At 73.5% G+C, this 16,730-nt stretch carries 11 protein-coding genes; 6 read left to right on the top strand and 5 right to left on the bottom strand.

Annotated elements, in window-relative coordinates:
• Positions 1 to 370: 370 nt before the first annotated feature.
• Positions 371 to 3,235, bottom strand: a complete 2,865-nt coding sequence (locus TR48_RS02980; RefSeq protein ID WP_084728713.1) for an RICIN domain-containing protein — start codon at positions 3,233 to 3,235, stop codon at positions 371 to 373.
• Positions 3,236 to 3,473: 238 nt separating this feature from the next.
• Between TR48_RS02980 and TR48_RS02975 the strand changes: the two genes are divergently transcribed.
• The 4 genes from TR48_RS02975 (at position 3,474) to TR48_RS42905 (ending at position 8,796) form a co-directional block, all read left to right on the top strand.
• Entirely contained in the window at positions 3,474 to 4,799 is a 1,326-nt protein-coding gene (locus TR48_RS02975; protein WP_042364178.1) for an ABC transporter substrate-binding protein, read from the top strand.
• A gap of 114 nt (positions 4,800 to 4,913) precedes the next feature.
• The gene (locus TR48_RS02970; protein ID WP_042364177.1) at positions 4,914 to 5,867 is read left to right on the top strand and encodes a carbohydrate ABC transporter permease; all 954 of its coding nucleotides are present in this window, start codon (positions 4,914 to 4,916) and stop codon (positions 5,865 to 5,867) included.
• Positions 5,864 to 6,802, top strand: coding sequence for a carbohydrate ABC transporter permease (locus TR48_RS02965; protein WP_042364176.1), 939 nt, complete (start codon positions 5,864 to 5,866; stop codon positions 6,800 to 6,802). Before TR48_RS02970 ends, TR48_RS02965 begins: the two co-directional genes overlap by 4 nt.
• 11 nt (positions 6,803 to 6,813) lie before the next feature.
• Positions 6,814 to 8,796, top strand: a complete 1,983-nt coding sequence (locus tag TR48_RS42905; RefSeq protein ID WP_042364175.1) for a hypothetical protein — start codon at positions 6,814 to 6,816, stop codon at positions 8,794 to 8,796.
• Between the two features lie 335 nt (positions 8,797 to 9,131).
• On the opposite strand, the gene TR48_RS02955 is transcribed toward TR48_RS42905, so the two are convergent.
• The 3 genes from TR48_RS02955 to xylA form a co-directional block, all read right to left on the bottom strand.
• Positions 9,132 to 10,415 (bottom strand): ROK family protein, encoded by a 1,284-nt coding sequence (locus TR48_RS02955; protein WP_201777081.1) that lies wholly within the window; start codon positions 10,413 to 10,415, stop codon positions 9,132 to 9,134.
• Between the two features lie 67 nt (positions 10,416 to 10,482).
• Complete coding sequence (gene xylB / locus TR48_RS02950; protein WP_042364174.1) at positions 10,483 to 11,925, bottom strand: xylulokinase; 1,443 nt, start codon at positions 11,923 to 11,925, stop codon at positions 10,483 to 10,485.
• Complete coding sequence (gene xylA, locus TR48_RS02945) at positions 11,922 to 13,115, bottom strand: xylose isomerase (RefSeq protein ID WP_042364173.1); 1,194 nt, start codon at positions 13,113 to 13,115, stop codon at positions 11,922 to 11,924. The genes xylB and xylA overlap by 4 nt, the downstream gene beginning before the upstream one ends.
• A gap of 79 nt (positions 13,116 to 13,194) precedes the next feature.
• Between xylA and TR48_RS02940 the strand changes: the two genes are divergently transcribed.
• Together TR48_RS02940 and TR48_RS02935 are read left to right on the top strand one after the other, a co-directional pair.
• Positions 13,195 to 14,355, top strand: coding sequence for an ROK family protein (locus TR48_RS02940; RefSeq protein WP_052442358.1), 1,161 nt, complete (start codon positions 13,195 to 13,197; stop codon positions 14,353 to 14,355).
• A 130-nt stretch (positions 14,356 to 14,485) separates the two neighbouring features.
• On the top strand, positions 14,486 to 14,875 hold the full coding sequence (locus TR48_RS02935) for a nuclear transport factor 2 family protein (RefSeq protein WP_042364171.1): 390 nt from the start codon (positions 14,486 to 14,488) through the stop codon (positions 14,873 to 14,875).
• A gap of 58 nt (positions 14,876 to 14,933) precedes the next feature.
• Here the strand turns inward: TR48_RS02935 and pgm are convergent, their stop codons facing one another.
• Positions 14,934 to 16,574 carry a phosphoglucomutase (alpha-D-glucose-1,6-bisphosphate-dependent) gene (gene pgm / locus TR48_RS02930; protein WP_042364170.1) on the bottom strand — a complete coding sequence of 547 codons (1,641 nt, stop codon included), beginning with the start codon at positions 16,572 to 16,574 and terminating at the stop codon, positions 14,934 to 14,936.
• Positions 16,575 to 16,730: the final 156 nt, after the last annotated feature.

The following is a 16,730-nucleotide window of genomic DNA, read 5'->3' as shown; positions in this document are numbered from 1 at the left end:
GACCCGCACCGGGCGGCGGCGCCGCGGGCCGCGGTGGCTGGCGACGGGGCGACGGGCGACCCGGGTGGCGCCCACCGGCCCGCCACCCTGCGCGGCGGTCACGGCGATCTCGGCGGTCGGGTGGTCGTCATAGGGGCCGGCGTACTGGTCGCATGCGACGCCTTCTCCGGTGGTCACGGCACGGTTCCCTCGTGGTGCGGGGCAGGTCGGGCAGGCACCCGCCCGAGTGGGTCGTGCGGGTGACGCAAGGAACTAAACGGGACAAAGGCGTGGCATGACTAGGGCGTGGGTCACACTGGCGCGCCCCGTGACGACGCGGCCCTCCATGGCCGGGAGCGGGCCGCGCCGTCACGGCGACTCGGGGACGGTGTCAGCCGAGTGTCCACTGCTGGAGGGCCGAACCGGTGTTCGGCTGCTGGGCGACCAGCGCGCCGTCCGCGGTGGAGGCGGTGGTGAGCAGCAGTCCGGAGTGCACGTTCGTGACCGTGTAGGCGCCGGAGGGCAGCTGGGCCACCGTCCACTCCTGGTTGCCGCCGCCGGTGCAGGTCCACTGGATCACCGCGGTTCCGGCTGCGGTGGCGCCGCCGTCGTCGTCCATGCACTGCCCGGAGTAGCCGTTCACGATCGTGTAGGCGCCGTCGGCCTGCCGGGCGAGGGTCCAGCTCTGGTTCTTCCCGCCGTTGACGGACCAGGTGTCGAGCTGGGTGCCCTGCGTGGTCGACCAGTTCGGGTCGTCCAGCGCCTCGCCGGAGATCGACAGCACGTGGCTGCCGTTGAGGTTCCCCGCCACGGTCCAGGTGAAGGCGGCGCTGCCGGACGCGCCGGTGCTGTCAGTGGCGGTGACCTGCACGGTGGAGACGCCCGCCGTGGTCGGGGTGCCGGAGATCACGCCGGTGGAGGCGTTGAGGGCGAGCCCGGCCGGGAGGCCTGTCGCGGTCCAGGTGAAGCTCTGGCCCGCGGCGGAGTCGCTCGCGCTCAGCTGGAGCGGGGTGACGGCCGCGCCGCTGGGCGAGTTCTGGTCACCGGGCGGCGCGACGCTCACGGTGTCGGTCGCACTGCCGCCCGCCGCGGTGAGCGTCAGGTTCTGCGCGGCGGCGGGGCGGGTGTCCCCGGCCGTCCCGGTGTTGTCCCAGCCGCGCTGCGGGGCCGTCGCGACGGCCGCGCTGCCGCCGGTCAGGCTGAGGGCGAGGCCGCTGTAGCGGTTGACCAGCCGGTAGCCGCCGGTCGGCGTGGAGGACCCGCTCGTCGCCGGGCTCTGCACGAGCGTCTGCACGGACCACTCCTGGCCGGTCTTCGGGCTGCCGCTCGCCGCGCCGAGGCCGACGGGCGCGTCCCAGGCGCGGCCGGCGTTCGTGGTCGAGTCCACGCCGAGCAGTTGGCCGCTGGAGGCGTTGGCGACGGTGTAGAAGCCGTCACCGGTCGCGGTGAAGGTCCACTGGGCGGAGGCGCCCGTGGCGGACCCGGCGGTGGTGACGCCGGCGCCGCTCTGCGTCAGGTACGCGCCGTCGCCCGCGCCGATCCGGTAGTCGACCCCGCTGCTGACCGGGGCGGGCAGCGCCGAGGAGCCGGTCGGGGCGATGGTGAACTGCGTGTACTCGAGGGAGTCGGGCGAGCAGGAGTACTCGCAGTAGGACCGGAAGCTGCGGCCGACGATCGCGCCGGACGTCAGGTTGCCCGGGTCCAGCATCCAGCGGTACCAGGAGCTCTGCGCCGGCCCGGCGGAGCCGATGTCGGTCCACTTCTCGGTGGCCAGGTCGTCGGTCACGTAGAAGTGCTGCGGCTGGTCGACCCCGGTCTCGTTCTCGGGGGTGCCGATGTACTCGCCGAGGTAGGCGTCCCAGGCGATGTTCAGCACCGAGAGCTGCGAGCTGACGGGCGTCGTCCCGGCCGCGATCTGGCTGCCGATGCTGCCGCTGGTGCTCGGCGAGTAGCCCTCGGCCGGAGGCACCCAGCCGGACCCCGCGCCGTCGGAGGGGATGACGTCGCTCTCCGCGCCGCCGACGCCGGGCTGCGACCAGGAGCCGTCGTACCACTTGCTCCAGGACGCGGAGCTCATTTTCTTCGAGATCGGCGCGCGGGCGACGTGCTCCTGGAAGCCGCCCCAGCCGCCGGTCTTGTCGACCAGGCGGGACATGTAGAAGACGTAGAAGTAGCCCGAGCGGTAGTCGACGAAGAGCCGCGGGTCGCCGTCGCCGTAGTAGTACGTGGAGTTGGGGAACGCCGCGGTGTCGCCGCGCTTGGTCGAGTACGGCGAGGTGACGGCGTGCCCCTGGATGGTCCAGGTCGCGCCGTGGTCGGTCGAGGAGGCGTAGTCGACGGCGTCGTAGTGGGTGCCGTCGCCGAAGGGCTGTGGGGTGAACTCGTTGTGCACCAGCCCGTACCAGGTGCCGGTGTCCGGGTCGACCCAGACGCCCACCAGGTCGCAGTAGTTGCGCTCCGCGTACGACGACCCGGCGGGCGCGGGGGTGGCGTTCACGCCGGTGGGGCTGTTGTCGCAGAAGGCCGTGGTGTCCTTGTTGGTGCCCGAGTTGCTGATGGACGCCGTCGACGCGGTGTCGAAGTTCGTTCCGGCGTAGAAGTTCCAGGCCCGGCCGTCCGTCGCGCCGTAGAGCGAGTGCGCCGACTGGTAGTAGAACTGCCCGTTCCGGTCCAGGTAGGGAAAGGACGGGGTGTCGTCCCCGTTGCCGCCCGCGACCGATGCGGCCGCGGAGAGGGTGTAAGGGGCGGCCGGAGCGGTGCTCGCCTGCCACACCTGCGACGTGGACGACGGGTTGCACGGTTCGAGACCGACGACGGCCCCGGCGGCAGGGGTCCCGCTCGTCACCGCGAGGCACTTGCCCGACTTGGCGCTGTAGAGGGTGCCGTCGGGCTGCGCGGCGAACTTCTGCGCGGCGGAGCCGTTGCAGTCGTAGAGCTCCGTCGCCGCGCCGTTGGCGTCGGAGCCGCCGGTGATGTCGAGGCACTTGCCGAGGACGGTGACACTGCCGTCGCCGTTCCAGGTGAAGGCCTGGTTGGCGCCACCGTCACAGCTCCACAGGGCGACGGCGTTGCCGTTGCCGGTGCCGGAGTTGGCATCGTCCAGACACCAGGAGCCGCCACCGGTCGTCACCGGGCCGCCCGCTGAGGCGGCGTCCGCCGCCGGGACGCCGCCGAGCAGCGGCACACAGAGCGCGGTGACACCTGCGAGGGCGGCCGCGATCGCTCTGCGCGACCGCCCTGTCAGTCTGGCTGTCATGGGGAACCTCCGCGGGGTGTGCCGCACTGGGGAACAACGGCACGAAGGATAGTTCCGCTAGAATCCGAACTAACAACGCCCTCGTCAAGACCCCGCGCGCGTTTCGCTGCTCAGGCACCGCGCCCGGCCATGGCCCGCCCGCCCTTGACTTCAGGACCCTTGACTTCAGGAAAGTTAGTTCAAACAATAGCCGAATCAATCACCGCCCCTCGCCCCACCCCTTTCCGAGGAGACGTACGTGAAGGTCAGAACCGCCTCTCTCGCGGCCGCCGCCATGGCCCTGGTGGCCACCGCGGCGCTCACCGGTTGCTCCAGCAGCGGCTCCACCGCCTCCGGTTCCCCTGGTGACGGCAGCACCGGCTCCGGGCCGGTCACTCTCGACTTCTGGGGCTGGGCGCCCGGTTACGCGCAGTCGGTCGCGCTGTGGAACAAGTCCCACCCGGACATCCAGGTCACGTTCGACACGACCGCGCCGGGCTCCAAGGGCGGCTACACCAAGATGCTGACGGCGGTGAAGGCCGGGAACGCCCCGTGTCTGGCCCAGGTCGGCTACGAGACGCTGCCGAGCTTCGCCGCCGCCGGCGCGCTGCAGGACGTGACCTCCTCGGCCGCCTCCGCCAAGAGCCGGTTCGCGGCCTGGACCTGGAACCAGGTCAGCATCGGCGGCGCCACCTACGGCATCCCGGTCGACACCGCGCCGATGGCACTGATGTACCGCAAGGACCTGTTCGCCAAGTACGGCATCACCACGCCCCCGGCCACCTGGGACGCGTACGCCGCCGACGCCGCCAAGGTGCACGCCGCCGACCCGTCGGTCTACCTGGGCGACTTCGGCAACGACGCCTACAACTACGCGGGTCTGGCCTGGCAGGCGGGCGCCCCCTGGTTCGGCACCGCGAACCAGCAGTGGCAGGTGAGCCTGAACAACGCGGGCAACCAGAAGGTCGCCGCCTACTGGCAGGGCCTGCTCGACAAGAAGCTGCTCAAGACCGACCCGAGCTACGACCCGTCCCTGTACAAGGACATGGCGAACGGAAAGATCCTCTCGGACGTCAACGCCGTCTGGGACGCGCCGATCATCGCCTCCAGCGTCGCGAGCACGTCCGGCAAGTGGGCCGTCGCGCCGATGCCGGTCTGGGACGCGGCCGACCCCGTCTACGGCAACGACGGCGGCTCGGCCACCGCCGTCCTCAAGGGCTGCGCCCACGCGGCGCAGGCCACCGCGTTCGCCGTCTGGATGAGCACGGACGCCGACAGCGTCTCCAACCTCATCAAGGTCACGGGCATCTACCCGGCCGCCACCTCGGGGCTCACCAACCCCGCCCTGTCCGCGCCCGACTCCTTCTACGGCGGCCAGAAGATCTACGACGTGTTCAACGCCGAGACCCCGCACATCAACACCTCCTGGCAGTGGGGGCCGACCATGACCCAGACCTCCACCGACCTCGGCGACGGCCTCGGCCAGGCGGGCACCGGCGGCGCGACCCTGCCGAGCGTGCTGGGCACCGTGCAGACCAAGACCGTGGCGGAGATGAAGCAGCAGGGCCTGACTGTCTCCGGCTGACCGCGCACCTTCCCCCGGCTCCCACGCCTCCCCCGACTCCCGCGCCGCCGCCGTGCCCTGACCGTCGGGCGGCGCGGGGCCCCGACGACGCCCGTCCGAAAGGCACCGACCCGCATGACCACCGCTCCCCTCGGGCGGGCCGCGACGGCGACTCCACCGGTCGCGGCCCGTCGTCCGCCCGCCCACGTGCGCCGCCGCGCCCGGACCGCCGCACTGTTCCTCGCGCCGTTCCTGCTGCTCTTCGCCGCCATGTACCTCGCCCCGATCGGGTACACGCTCTACCAGAGCCTGTTCCGGATGCACCGCGACGGGCTCGGGCTCTCCGCGCCCACGCAGGTCTTCGCCGGGCCGGCCAACTACACCACCGCGCTGGGCGATCCGGCCTTCCGCGGCTCGCTGCTGCGGGTGCTGCTGATCGGCGCCGTGCAGGTGCCGGCGATGCTCGGGCTCGCGCTCGGCCTCGCCCTGCTGCTGGACGCCCGGTCGACGCTGTTCAAGCGGTTCTTCCGGCTGGCCTTCTTCCTGCCCTACGCGCTGCCCGGCGTCGTCGGCGCCATCATGTGGTCCTACCTGGTCGCGCCGGGGCTCAGCCCCATCACGGCCGCGGCGCACCACCTCGGCCTGCACCTGGACCTGACCTCGAACAGCATGTTGGCCCCGACCATCGGCAACATGCTGACCTGGGGCTGGACCGGCTACAACATGCTGATCCTCTACTCCGCCCTGCAGGCCGTCCCGGCCGAGCTCAGCGAGGCGGCCACCATGGACGGCTGCTCGGCCTGGGGCATCGCCTGGCGGATCAAGATCCCGCTGGTGCGGCCCGCGCTCGTGCTCACCACCGTGTTCTCCATCATCGGCACCGCGCAGCTCTACAACGAGCCGGCCATCCTGCACAACGTCGCGCCGAACCTGAGCAGCACCTACACGCCCATCTACGCCGCCTACGACGCGGTGAACGCCAACAACTTCAACGCCGCCGCCGCGGAGTCGGTGATCCTGGCGCTGCTGGCGTTCGTGCTCTCCTTCGGCTTCCTGAAGCTCGTCCAGCGTCGTGGAGCCGCCCTGTGAGCCCCAACCCCGCTCCCCAACTCGACCGCCCCGCACGGCAGACCGCTCCCGCCTCGGCCGCCCGCCGCGCCCCCGTCGACGCCCGGCCCCGCGCCCGCTTCGACACCTCGCGGTGGGTCGTGCTCGGCGTCCTCGTCATCGCCTCGGTCTACTTCCTCGCGCCGGTGTGGTGGCTGCTGGTCTCCGCCACCAAGACCAGCTCCGACCTGTTCAGCGGCGAGGCCTTCTGGTTCGGGCACTTCGCGTTCTTCGCCAACGTGCGCACCCTCTTCACCGAGCAGGGCGGGATCTACTCGACCTGGCTGCTCAACAGCGCGCTGTACGCCGTGGGCGGTGCGACGGTCAGCACCCTGATCTCCGCGATGGCCGGCTACGCGCTCAGCAAGTACCCGTTCCGGGGCCGGGAGCTCACCTTCAACGTGGTGCTCGCCGCGGTGCTGGTGCCGCAGCCGCTGCTCGCCGTCCCGCTGTACCTGATGTTCTCCCAGGTGCACCTGGTCAACACCTACTGGGCGGTCCTGCTGCCCAGCATGGTCAGCCCCTTCGGCGTCTACCTGGCCCGGATCTACGCCGGCGCCTCCGTGCCCGACGAGCTCCTGGAGGCCGGGCGCATCGACGGCGCGGGAGAGCTGCGGATCTTCTTCACCATCTCGATGCGGGTGATGGCCCCGGCGCTGGTCACCATCTTCCTGTTCCAGTTCGTCGCGATCTGGACCAACTACCTGCTGCCGGTGCTGATGCTGGCCAACGACAGGCTGCAGCCGGTCACCGAGGGCATCGTCGGCTGGCAGGCGCAGCGCGCCATCGGTCCGAGCGCGGTGCCCTACAACATCGTCATCACCGCGGCCATGGTCTCCGCGATCCCGCTCGTCGTCCTCTTCCTTTCCCTGCAGCGCTACTGGCGCTCCGGCCTGACCGCCGGCAGCGTCAAGTGAGGAGTCCCCGCGTGCCCGCCCGGTACCACCTGCGGTTCCAGCTCCACCCCGGCCCCCACCTGCACGACCGCACCACGGAACTGGTCAAGTTCTGCGGCGAGGCCGGCGTGGACGAGGTCGTGCTGCTGCTCGGAGCCGAGGAGCTCTACGCCGGCCACCCGGCGGGCGCCGACGAGGACCTCTGGTTCGAGACGGCAGCCGCCGCGACCCGGCAGCTGCGCGAGGCCGGGCTGCAGGTCAGCCTCAACCCGTGGGTCACCGCCGGTCACGCCGACCGCGGCCGTGCCGACCGGCTGGGCTTCATTCCGATGGTGGGCGCGGACGGCGCCGTCGCCACCGCGCAGGCCTCCTTCGCCTGCCCGCGCTGGCGGGCCTGGATCACCGCCCACTACGCGCGCTTCGCCACGCTCGGCTTCCGGGTGCTGTGGCTGGAGGACGACTTCCGCTACCACAACCACGCCCCGCTGACCTGGGGCGGCGGCTTCGAACAGCCCATGCTCGACCGGCTCTCCGCGCTGGTGGGCGAGTCGGTGACACGCGAGGCGGCCGTCGCAGCCGTCACCGCGCCCGGCGACCCGCACCCCTGGCGGGCGCTGCTGCAACAGGTCTGGCGCACCGCGCAGTTGGAGGTCGCCGGGCAGATCGCCGAGGCGGTGGCCACGAGTTCCGGAGGTCGTTCCCGGCTCGGTCTGATGAGCTCCGAGCTCGGCGTCGCCTCGGTCGAGGGCCGCGACTGGCCCGCCCTGTTCCAGGCCCTGGGCGTCGACGGCGAGGTGGCCCACCGTCCGCACTTCGCCCGCTACAGTGACGCGCCCGGCCGCGAACTCTCCTTCTCCCTGTGGACGCTGGAGGTCCAGCGCGCCCTGCGCCCAGGCTGGGCGACCAGCGAGCCGGAGCTCGAGAACTGGCCGCACACGGCGTGGTCCAAGTCCGACACGCAGACCTGGTCCGAGCTCGTGGCGGCCCAACTCGCGGGCTCCGAGGCGATGTTCCTCAACGTGCACCCGATGCAGTCCGGCCACGCGCAGCGCTTCCCGGACATCGCCGAGCTGCTGCGCCGCTCCCGTCCGGCCCTCGACTGGATCGCGGAACGGCAGCCCGAGGAGCTGCGCACGTTCGGCGTCGGCCTGCCGGTGCGGCCGGAGGCCGCCGCCCATGTGCGCACGCGGATCGGCGGCGACCTCGCGGAGCTGGCCGTCGACGCGGGCCCCGCGGCCGACTTCCTGCTGCGCTACGGCGTCCCGGTGACCGCCGAGCCCGCCCCGGTACGGGTCCTGTTCGGCCAGCTGGCTTGGGCGTTCGACGACGCGGAGCTGCGGGAGCTGCTCAGCGGCGGACTGCTGCTGGACGGCGTCGCCGCCGACGTCCTGGTCCGGCGCGGCTTCGCCGACCTGATCGGCCTCGCCTCGGTCGAGCTGGTCGCCCGCGAGGACCATGCGGCCGCGCCGGGCCCGTACGCGCTGGAGCTGGGCGAGGCGGACGGGGCCTACCTCAGCGTCAACAACCAGCCCGCGTTGGCCCGTTTGGAGCCGGTGGCGGAGGCGGAGGCCTGGACACGGATTCTGACGCCGCGCCAGGAGGCTTGGGGCGTCGGCCGGTTCGTCTTCGGCAACGCCCTCGGCGGCCGGGTCGCGGTGCTCGCCGCGACCGCGCCGGAGCTGCTCCCCTACGACGACGACGGTCAGCGGCTGCTGCACGCGACGATCCGTTTCCTCGAAGCCGACCGGCCCGCGCTCCCGCTGGTCAGCGGCGGCCCGCATCTGCTCCCGCACCTGACCCGCACGGACGACGGCTGGACCCTGACGGTCGCCAACGGCTGCGCCGACCCGGCCCGCCCGCGGGTCGACCTGCCGCGGCCCCCCGAGGACGTCATCTCCTTCCGCCTCTCCCCCCTGGCCGACCCCACGCCCACGACGTCCACCTGGGACGGCCACCGCCTACACACCGACGACCCCCTCCCCCACCGCGGCTGGCTCCGCCTCGCTTGGCACTGACACCGCCCCGCCCGACCGGCGCGCGCCCCCAGCCCCCTGGGCCCCCGCGCGCCGGTCGGGCGCACGGCGCGCGGGCCGGGCTTCCGAGCCGGAGCCCACGGGCGTTCCGTGACCCGCAGGATCGGGCCAGGCCCCTGGGACGAAAGCCCCGCGCACACCCCGCATCGCCGGCCAGCTCGGGCTTCCCGCACGGCCACGGGGAGGCCGGCGCCCGTGTCGCGCGCCCATGGGCCGCGCCGGAGATGGGCCAGCGTCCGCGCTGCGGAGCGGCAGGGCACACGGCGCGCGGGAGCGGCCTGGTCGTCCCCGCCTCCTCCCGCGTGCCGCCACCGTGTTCAGCCCGCTGCCTGGAGCCCCTGCATGATGGCGATCGGGTCCTGGTAGATCGCGTCCAGCGCGAGGTACGCGCCGCCGCGGGCCGGGGCGGTGAAGCCCAGCTGGGAGGGCACCAGTTCGCACCCGCCCGCGTTCGGGGCGATGACGGTCTCGTGCACGTAGTCCCGGATCGCGGGCACCAGGTAGTCGCCGAAGACGGCGAAGTGGCCGCCGAGCACCAGCAGTCGGGGGTTCAGGATGTCCACGAGCAGGGCGACGCCGCTGCGCAGCGCCTCGCCCAGGCGCTCGACCGCGGCGAGCGTGCGCGGGTCGCCCTGGTCGGCGCGGCGGCGCAGCTCCCGCAGGCGGCTGTCGAGATCCGTGGACGGGTCGTGCACCTCGTCCCCGGGGTCGGCCGCGAGCCGCAGCAGCGCGGCCAGGCCGACGGCGGTCTCCCAGCAGCCCTGACGGCCGCAGGGGCACGGCTGCTCGGGGTCGCCGAGCGGGAGGTGGCCGACCTCGCCCGCGAACCCGGCGTTGCCGCGCAGGAGTTTGCCGCTCGCGATGATGCCCGCGCCGACGCCGGTCGTGCCGGTCAGGTAGACCAGGTCCCGCACGCCGGGGGTGGTGGCGGTCACGAACTCGGCGATGGCGCCCAGCTTGGCGTCGTTCTCCAGATGGATCTCGGGCGCGGCGGAGCCCAGCCCTCGGCGCAGTCCGTCCACGGCCGAGACCTCGCGCCAGCCGATGTTGGAGGCGTAGCTCACCACGCCCGGCTCGGGGTCGATGACGCCGGGCGCGGCGAGGGTGACCCCGATGGTGCGGACCCCCTGCTTGCGCAGCTCCTCGATGGTCTCCGAGACGAGACCGGCGACGGTGCCCAGCACCTCCTCGGGCGGCGTGTCGGCGACCTTCACCGCCAGCCGCCGCTGGGCGACCACGTCGCCGGGCAGGTTCAGCGCGGTGACACTCACGTAGTCGACGTTGACCTCCGCGCCGATCCCGCACAGCGAGCGGCCGTCCAGCTCCACCACGTGGCCGGGCCGCCCGATCGCGCCCTCGCGCTCCGCCTCGCCCTCGCGGACCAGGCCGCCCTCCACCAGCTCGGCGATCAGGTTGGTGACGGTCGCCTTGGGCAGCCCGGTGTCGGCGGCGATGCGCGCGCGGGAGCGGCCTCCCTCGCCGTGCAGCAGGTTGAGGATCAGGCTCAGGTTCGCACGGCGCGTCGAGGAGCGGTCCTTGGCCCCGGGCGGCCCGGCCATGGCCAGCTCGCGCGGGTAGGACTCGGTCCGGTTGGTCGCCACGGCTGTTGCTCCCCCTTCTGGTGGGCTCCCCGCTCCGCAGAAGGACTTTAGTAGCGTTGACGCGGAGCTATTTCATTCCAACAATAGCCGAACTAATGCTCTCCCGGTGCTCGTGATAGCGCTCTCGGATCCACACGGCCGGTGCGGCCTCGTGGACCTCCGCCGTCGCCACGTTCCAGCGCGGCGGCTCCGCCCGTCCACCGAGGGTCCACCCGGCCTGGACGGCCGCGCCGTCGGCGACGTACTCGCCGGGCGGCGGCACGCAGACCGGGCGGCCGAGGATCGCCGGGGCGATCCGGCGCACCGCCTCGGACCTCGCGCCGCCGCCGACGAGCAGCACCCGCTCGATCGGGACGCCCGCCGCCGTCAGGGCGTCGAGTCCGTCGGCCAGTCCGCAGAGCATGCCCTCGACGTAGGCCCGCGCCAGGTGCGCGGAGGACGCGTTGGCCAGGCGCAGACCGTGCAGCGAGCCGGTGGCGTCGGGCAGGTTCGGGGTCCGCTCACCCTCCAGGTACGGGATCAGGGTCAGGCCGTCCGCGCCGGGAGGCGCGGAGAGCGCGAGGCGGGACACCTCCGCAAGGTCCACGTTGAGCGTCGACGCGGCGGCGTCCAGCACCCGGGCCGCGTTCAACGTGCAGACCAGCGGCAGGAAGGCGCCGGCGGCGTCGGCGAAGCCCGCGATCGCGCCCTCGGGGTCTGCGGTGGGCGCGGCGCTGACCGCGAAGACGGTGCCGGAGGTCCCGATGGAGACGACCACGTCCCCGGGGCGCGCCCCCAGCCCCAGGGCCGCGGCGGCGTTGTCGCCCGCGCCGGGGCCGAGCAGGACGTCGCCGCGCAGCGCGGCGGCGGAGCCGGGCGACTGCGCCGGGCCGAGGACGCGCGGGAGCAGGGGCGTGCGCCCGAAGGCGAGCTCCAGCAGGTCGGAGCGGTACTCGCCGCCGCGCGGCGACCAGTAGCCGGTGCCGGACGCGTCGCTGCGGTCCGTGGTCAGGGCCGCCAGGTCCGCGCCGGACCCCCCGGAGGCCGCCGGGCCGAAGCCACGCAGGCGCCAGGTCAGCCAGTCGTGCGGGAGGCAGACCGCCGCGAGCCGGGCGGCGTGCTCCGGCTCGTGCCGCGCCAGCCAGCGCAGCTTGGTCACCGTGAAGGACGCCACGGGCACGCTGCCGACCGCCTCCGCCCAGGCTTTCGGCCCGTGCTCGCGCACCAGGTCGTCCGCGGCCTCGGCGGAGCGGGTGTCGTTCCACAACAGTGCCGGCCGCACCACGCCGCCCTCCGCGTCCAGGGCCACCATGCCGTGCTGCTGCCCGGCAACCGAGAGCGCGGCGACGTCGTCGAGGCCGCCCGCCGCCTCGGCGGCGCGCCCGAAGGCCGCCCACCAGGCCTCGGGGTCGACCTCGGTGCCGGGCGGATGCGGGGCGGAGCCCTGGCGCACCAGGGCTCCGTCCTCCGCGTCCCGGATCACGATCTTGCAGGACTGCGTCGAGGAGTCGACGCCGGCGACCAGGGTCACCGCGCGCCCAGCAGGTGCTCGACGGCGAGCTGGTTCAGCCGCACGAAGCCGGCGCCGCGCTCGGCGGCCGCGTCGACGTCGAACTCCTCGAACGCCGAACGGTCGGCCAGCAGGTCGGCGTAGGACTCGCCGGAGGCCAGGGTGGTCTGCGCCAGCTCGCCGACCCGCGCCGCCGCGAGCGCCTCGACGACCTCCGGGTCCGCGCGGAAGGCGGCCGCACGCTCCTTGAGCAGCAGGTAGGTGCGCATGTTCGCGGACGCCGACTCCCACACGCCGGTGAAGTCCTCGGTGCGGGCGGGCTTGTAGTCGAAGTGGCGGGGGCCTTCGTAGGCCGGGACGCCGCCGGCGCCGTTCTCCAGCAGGTCCACCAGGAAGAACGCGTTCAGCAGGTCGCCGTGACCGAACACCAGGTCCTGGTCGAACTTGGCGCCGCGCTGGCCGTTGAGGTCGATGTGGAACAGCTTGCCGTGCCACAGCGCCTGCGCGATGCCGTGGACGAAGTTGAGCCCGGCCATCTGCTCGTGGCCGACCTCGGGGTTCAGGCCGACCATGTCGGCGTGGTCCAGGGTGTTGATGAACGCCAGGGCGTGACCGATCGTCGGCAGCAGGATGTCGCCGCGCGGCTCGTTGGGCTTGGGCTCGATGGCGAAGCGGATGTCGTAGCCGCGGTCCTGCACGTACGAGGCGAGCAGGTCCAGGCCCTCGCGGTAGCGGTCCAGGGCGGCGCGCACGTCCTTGGCCGCGTCGGACTCCGCGCCCTCGCGTCCGCCCCAGAACACGTAGGTGTGCGCGCCCAGTTCGGCGGCCAGATCGAGGTTGCGCATCACCTTGCGCAGCGCGAAGCGGCGCACGCCGCGGTCGTTGGCGGTGAAGGCGCCGTCCTTGAAGACGGGGTGGGTGAACAGGTTCGTGGTCACCATCGGCACCCGCAGGCCCGTCTCGTCCAGCGCCTTGCGGAACCGGGCGATGTGCTGCTCGCGGGCGGCCTCGTCGGAGCCGAACGGGATCAGGTCGTCGTCGTGGAAGGTCACGCCGTACGCGCCGCGCTCGGCCAGCCCGTGCACGGCGTCCACCGGGTCCAGCGCGGGCCGGGTCGCGTCGCCGAACGGGTCGCGCGCCTGCCAGCCGACGGTCCACAGACCGAAGGTGAACTTGTCCGCCGGGGAGGGCGAGGGAACGGAAGCAGCCATGGCGGGCTCCTCAGCCGAAGGGAGGGAAGGTATTTGTATTGCCAATGAACTTATGGAGCGGATATGGCATTGTCAAGGCATGACCTCGGCATCCGCACGCGTCCCGGCCCGCCAGCAGTCCATCCGGGCGTCGAACCTCGCGCTGGCCTACCGCCTGGTCCTCGACGCGCCGACCCCCCTCAGTCGGGCCGCGCTCGCGGCCGCCACCGGCATGACCCGGGCGACCGCCGGGGCGCTCGCCGACGCGCTGCTGGCGGCGGGCCTGGTGCAGGAGGTCGCGCCGCCGCCCGCGAGCACCGCCGGACGCCCGGCCACCGGCCTGGTCCCGGCCTCCGCCGGCTGGGTGGGCCTGGGGCTGGAGGTGAACGTCGACCACCTCGCGGCCTGCGTGGTGGACCTGACCGGGGCCGTGCGCCGCCAGGTCACCGTCGACGGCGACCAGCGGGGACGCGAGCCCGGCCCCGTCCTGGCCGACCTCGCCGCGCTGGCGCACCGGGTAGCCGACGACCTCGCGGCGCCGGACGCGCCCGAGACCGGGCCGGGCGACGCACTGCGGATCGCCCAGGTGGCGGTGGCCGTGCCCGGGCTGGTGCGGTCCGACGGCGGACGCGTGCTCCGCGCGCCCAACCTGGACTGGCAGGACGTCGACGTCGTCGAGGAACTGACGCCGCGTCTGCCCGAGGCGCCCGCCCGGCCGACCGTCGGCAACGAGGCGGACTACGCCGCGCTCGCGGAGCTGGACGCCGACCGCGAGCTGCGGGACTTCCTGTACGTGTCGGGCGAGATCGGCGTCGGCGCCGGGGTCGTCTTCGACCGGCGGCCGTTCACCGGCTCGCGCGGCTGGGCCGGGGAGATCGGGCACGTGACCGTGGAGCCCGGCGGTGACGCGTGCCGCTGCGGGGCGCGCGGCTGCCTGGAGACCGTCGCGGGCCTCGACGCGCTGCGCTCCCCGGACCCGGACGCGAGCGAGCGGGCCGGGTCGGGCCTCGGCCGCGCCATCGCGGCCGCGGTGAACCTCTACGACCTGGACACGGTCGTCCTCGGCGGCGCGTACGCGCAGCGGCCGGACCTGGAGGAGCTCGTCCGCGCCGCCCTGGCCGAGCACGTGGTGTCGGCGAGTTGGGCGCCGGTCGCCGTGCGCCGCTCGCGTCTGGGCGGGACGGCCGCGGCCATCGGGGCGGCGGCGTCGGTGGTCCACCGCATCCACGCCGACCCGGCCGCCTGGGAGGCCCGCGACTGACACCCGAGCGACGCGGCCGCCCGGGAGGCCTGGGACCGAGCGCCCGGCGGCGCGGCGCCCGCATGAACGCGACCTGAGCGAGGAAGGATCCACCGCGACCCGATCGTCGTCATGAGCATGGAGAACCGCCATGGACCGCTCCTCCCCGCAGATCGACGTCGTCCGCCGCTTCTACGACGCCCGAGGCGACCTCCAGGTCATCCGGTCCGTGGTGGCCGAGGACGCGCGGTGGGACATCGCCGAGGGCTTCCCGAGGGGCGGCGTCTACGACGGCCTCGACCGCATCGTGGGCGACTTCTTCGGCTTCCTCAGCGAATTCGAGGAGTTCGCCTGCCTCGGCGACGAGTTCTACGAGGACGGCGACCACGTCGTCGTCCTCGGCCGCTACGTCGGCGTCACCACCAAGGGCGCGGCGGTGAGTTCGCGGTTCGCCCACTTCTTCACCCTGCGGGACGGCCGGATCACCCGGCTGCGGCAGACCTCCGACACCCTCCCGATCGCCCGCGCCCTCGACGCCTGAACGGCAGTGCCGCCGTCGGACCCTCGTGCGGGCCCGACGGCGGGGCGAGGACGGCCGCTCAGGCGTCGAGCGCCGCCGTGACCACGTCCCTGGCCTCCTGCTGCACCTGGCTCAGATGCTCCTCGCCGAGGAAGGACTCGGCGTAGATCTTGTACACGTCCTCGGTGCCCGAAGGGCGGGCGGCGAACCAGGCGTTGGCGGTGGTGACCTTGATGCCGCCGATGGGCGCTCCGTTGCCCGGGGCCTCGGTGAGGACTGCCGAGATCTTCTCGCCCGCCAGGCTGTCGGCGGTGACCTGGGCCGGGGAGAGCTTGGCCAGCAGCGCCTTCTGCTCGCGCGAGGCCGGGGCGTCGACGCGGGCGTAGGCGGGCGCGCCGAAGCGCGCCGTCAGGGCGGCGTAGCGCTCCGAGGGCGTCGATCCGGTGACGGCCGTGATCTCGGCGGCGAGCAGGGCCAGCAGGATGCCGTCCTTGTCGGTGGTCCACACCGAGCCGTCCCGGCGCAGGAAGGACGCCCCGGCCGACTCCTCGCCGCCGAACCCGAGCGAACCGTCGCTCAGCCCGTCGACGAACCACTTGAACCCCACCGGCACCTCGACCAGGTCGCGCCCGAGGTCGGCGGCGACCCGGTCGATCATCCCGGAGGAGACCAGGGTCTTGCCGACCCCGGCCCGCGCGGGCCACTGCGGGCGGTGGGCGTAGAGGTACTGAATGGCGGCCGCGAGGTAGTGGTTGGGGTTCATCAGCCCGGCGTCCGGGGTGACGACGCCGTGGCGGTCGGCGTCGGCGTCGTTGCCGGTCGCGATCGTGTAGCGGTCGCGCTGGGCGATCAGGGAGGCCATCGCGTACGGGGACGAGCAGTCCATGCGGATCTTGCCGTCCCAGTCCAGGGTCATGAAGCGCCAGGTGGGGTCGGTGAGCGGGTTGACGACGGTGAGGTCGAGCTTGTGCTGCTCGGCGATGCGGCCCCAGTAGGCGACCGAGGCGCCGCCCAGCGGGTCGGCGCCGATCCGCACCCCGGCGGCGCGGACCGCGTCCAGGTCGAGGACGGCGGGCAGGTCGGCGACGTACGCGCCGAGGAAGTCGTAGCGCCCGGTGCCGGGGGCGGTCAGCGCCCGCGCGTAGGGCACCCGCCGCACGTCCGCGAGGCCCGCGGCGATGATCTCGTTGGCGCGGTCCTGGATCCACGAGGTGGCCTCGGAACCGGCCGGGCCGCCGCTCGGCGGGTTGTACTTGAAGCCGCCGTCGGCGGGCGGGTTATGGGACGGGGTGACCACCACGCCGTCGGCCAGGCCGCCGCTGCGGCCCCGGTTGTAGGTCAGGACGGCGTGCGAGACGGCCGGGGTCGGGGTGTAGCCGTCGGCGCTGTCGACGAGCACGGTCACGTCGTTGGCCGCGAACACCTCCAGGGCGGTGACGCGAGCGGGTTCGGACAGGGCGTGCGTGTCCGCGCCGAGGAACAGCGGGCCGTCGGTGCCCTGGGCCTTGCGGTACTCGCAGATGGCCTGGCTGGTGGCGGCGATGTGGTCCTCGTTGAACGCGGTCGCCAGCGACGAGCCGCGGTGCCCGGAGGTGCCGAACGCCACGCGCTGCGCGGCGTCGGCCGGATCCGGGTGCAGCGCGTAATAGGCCGTCACCAGGCGGGCGACGTCGACGAGGTCGTCGGGACGGGCCGGTTGCCCGGCACGTTCGTTCGGCATGCCATCACTCCTGCTGGAGGTCGTGGTCCGTCACGCCACCGTAGCGCAGCGTGCGGGCCCCGCCCGGGATCTCGCGCAGGACCCTGCCGCCGGTCCCGGCCCGCCGACGGCGGGCGAAACGCTGTCGGCGGGGCCCCGCCGCGGGGCGGGGGGCGG

Source organism: Streptacidiphilus neutrinimicus (assembly GCF_000787815.1).
Lineage (GTDB): Bacteria > Actinomycetota > Actinomycetes > Streptomycetales > Streptomycetaceae > Streptacidiphilus > Streptacidiphilus neutrinimicus.
The sequence above is the reverse complement of the archived record's forward strand: the minus strand, read 5'-3'. Positions and strand labels throughout refer to the sequence as shown.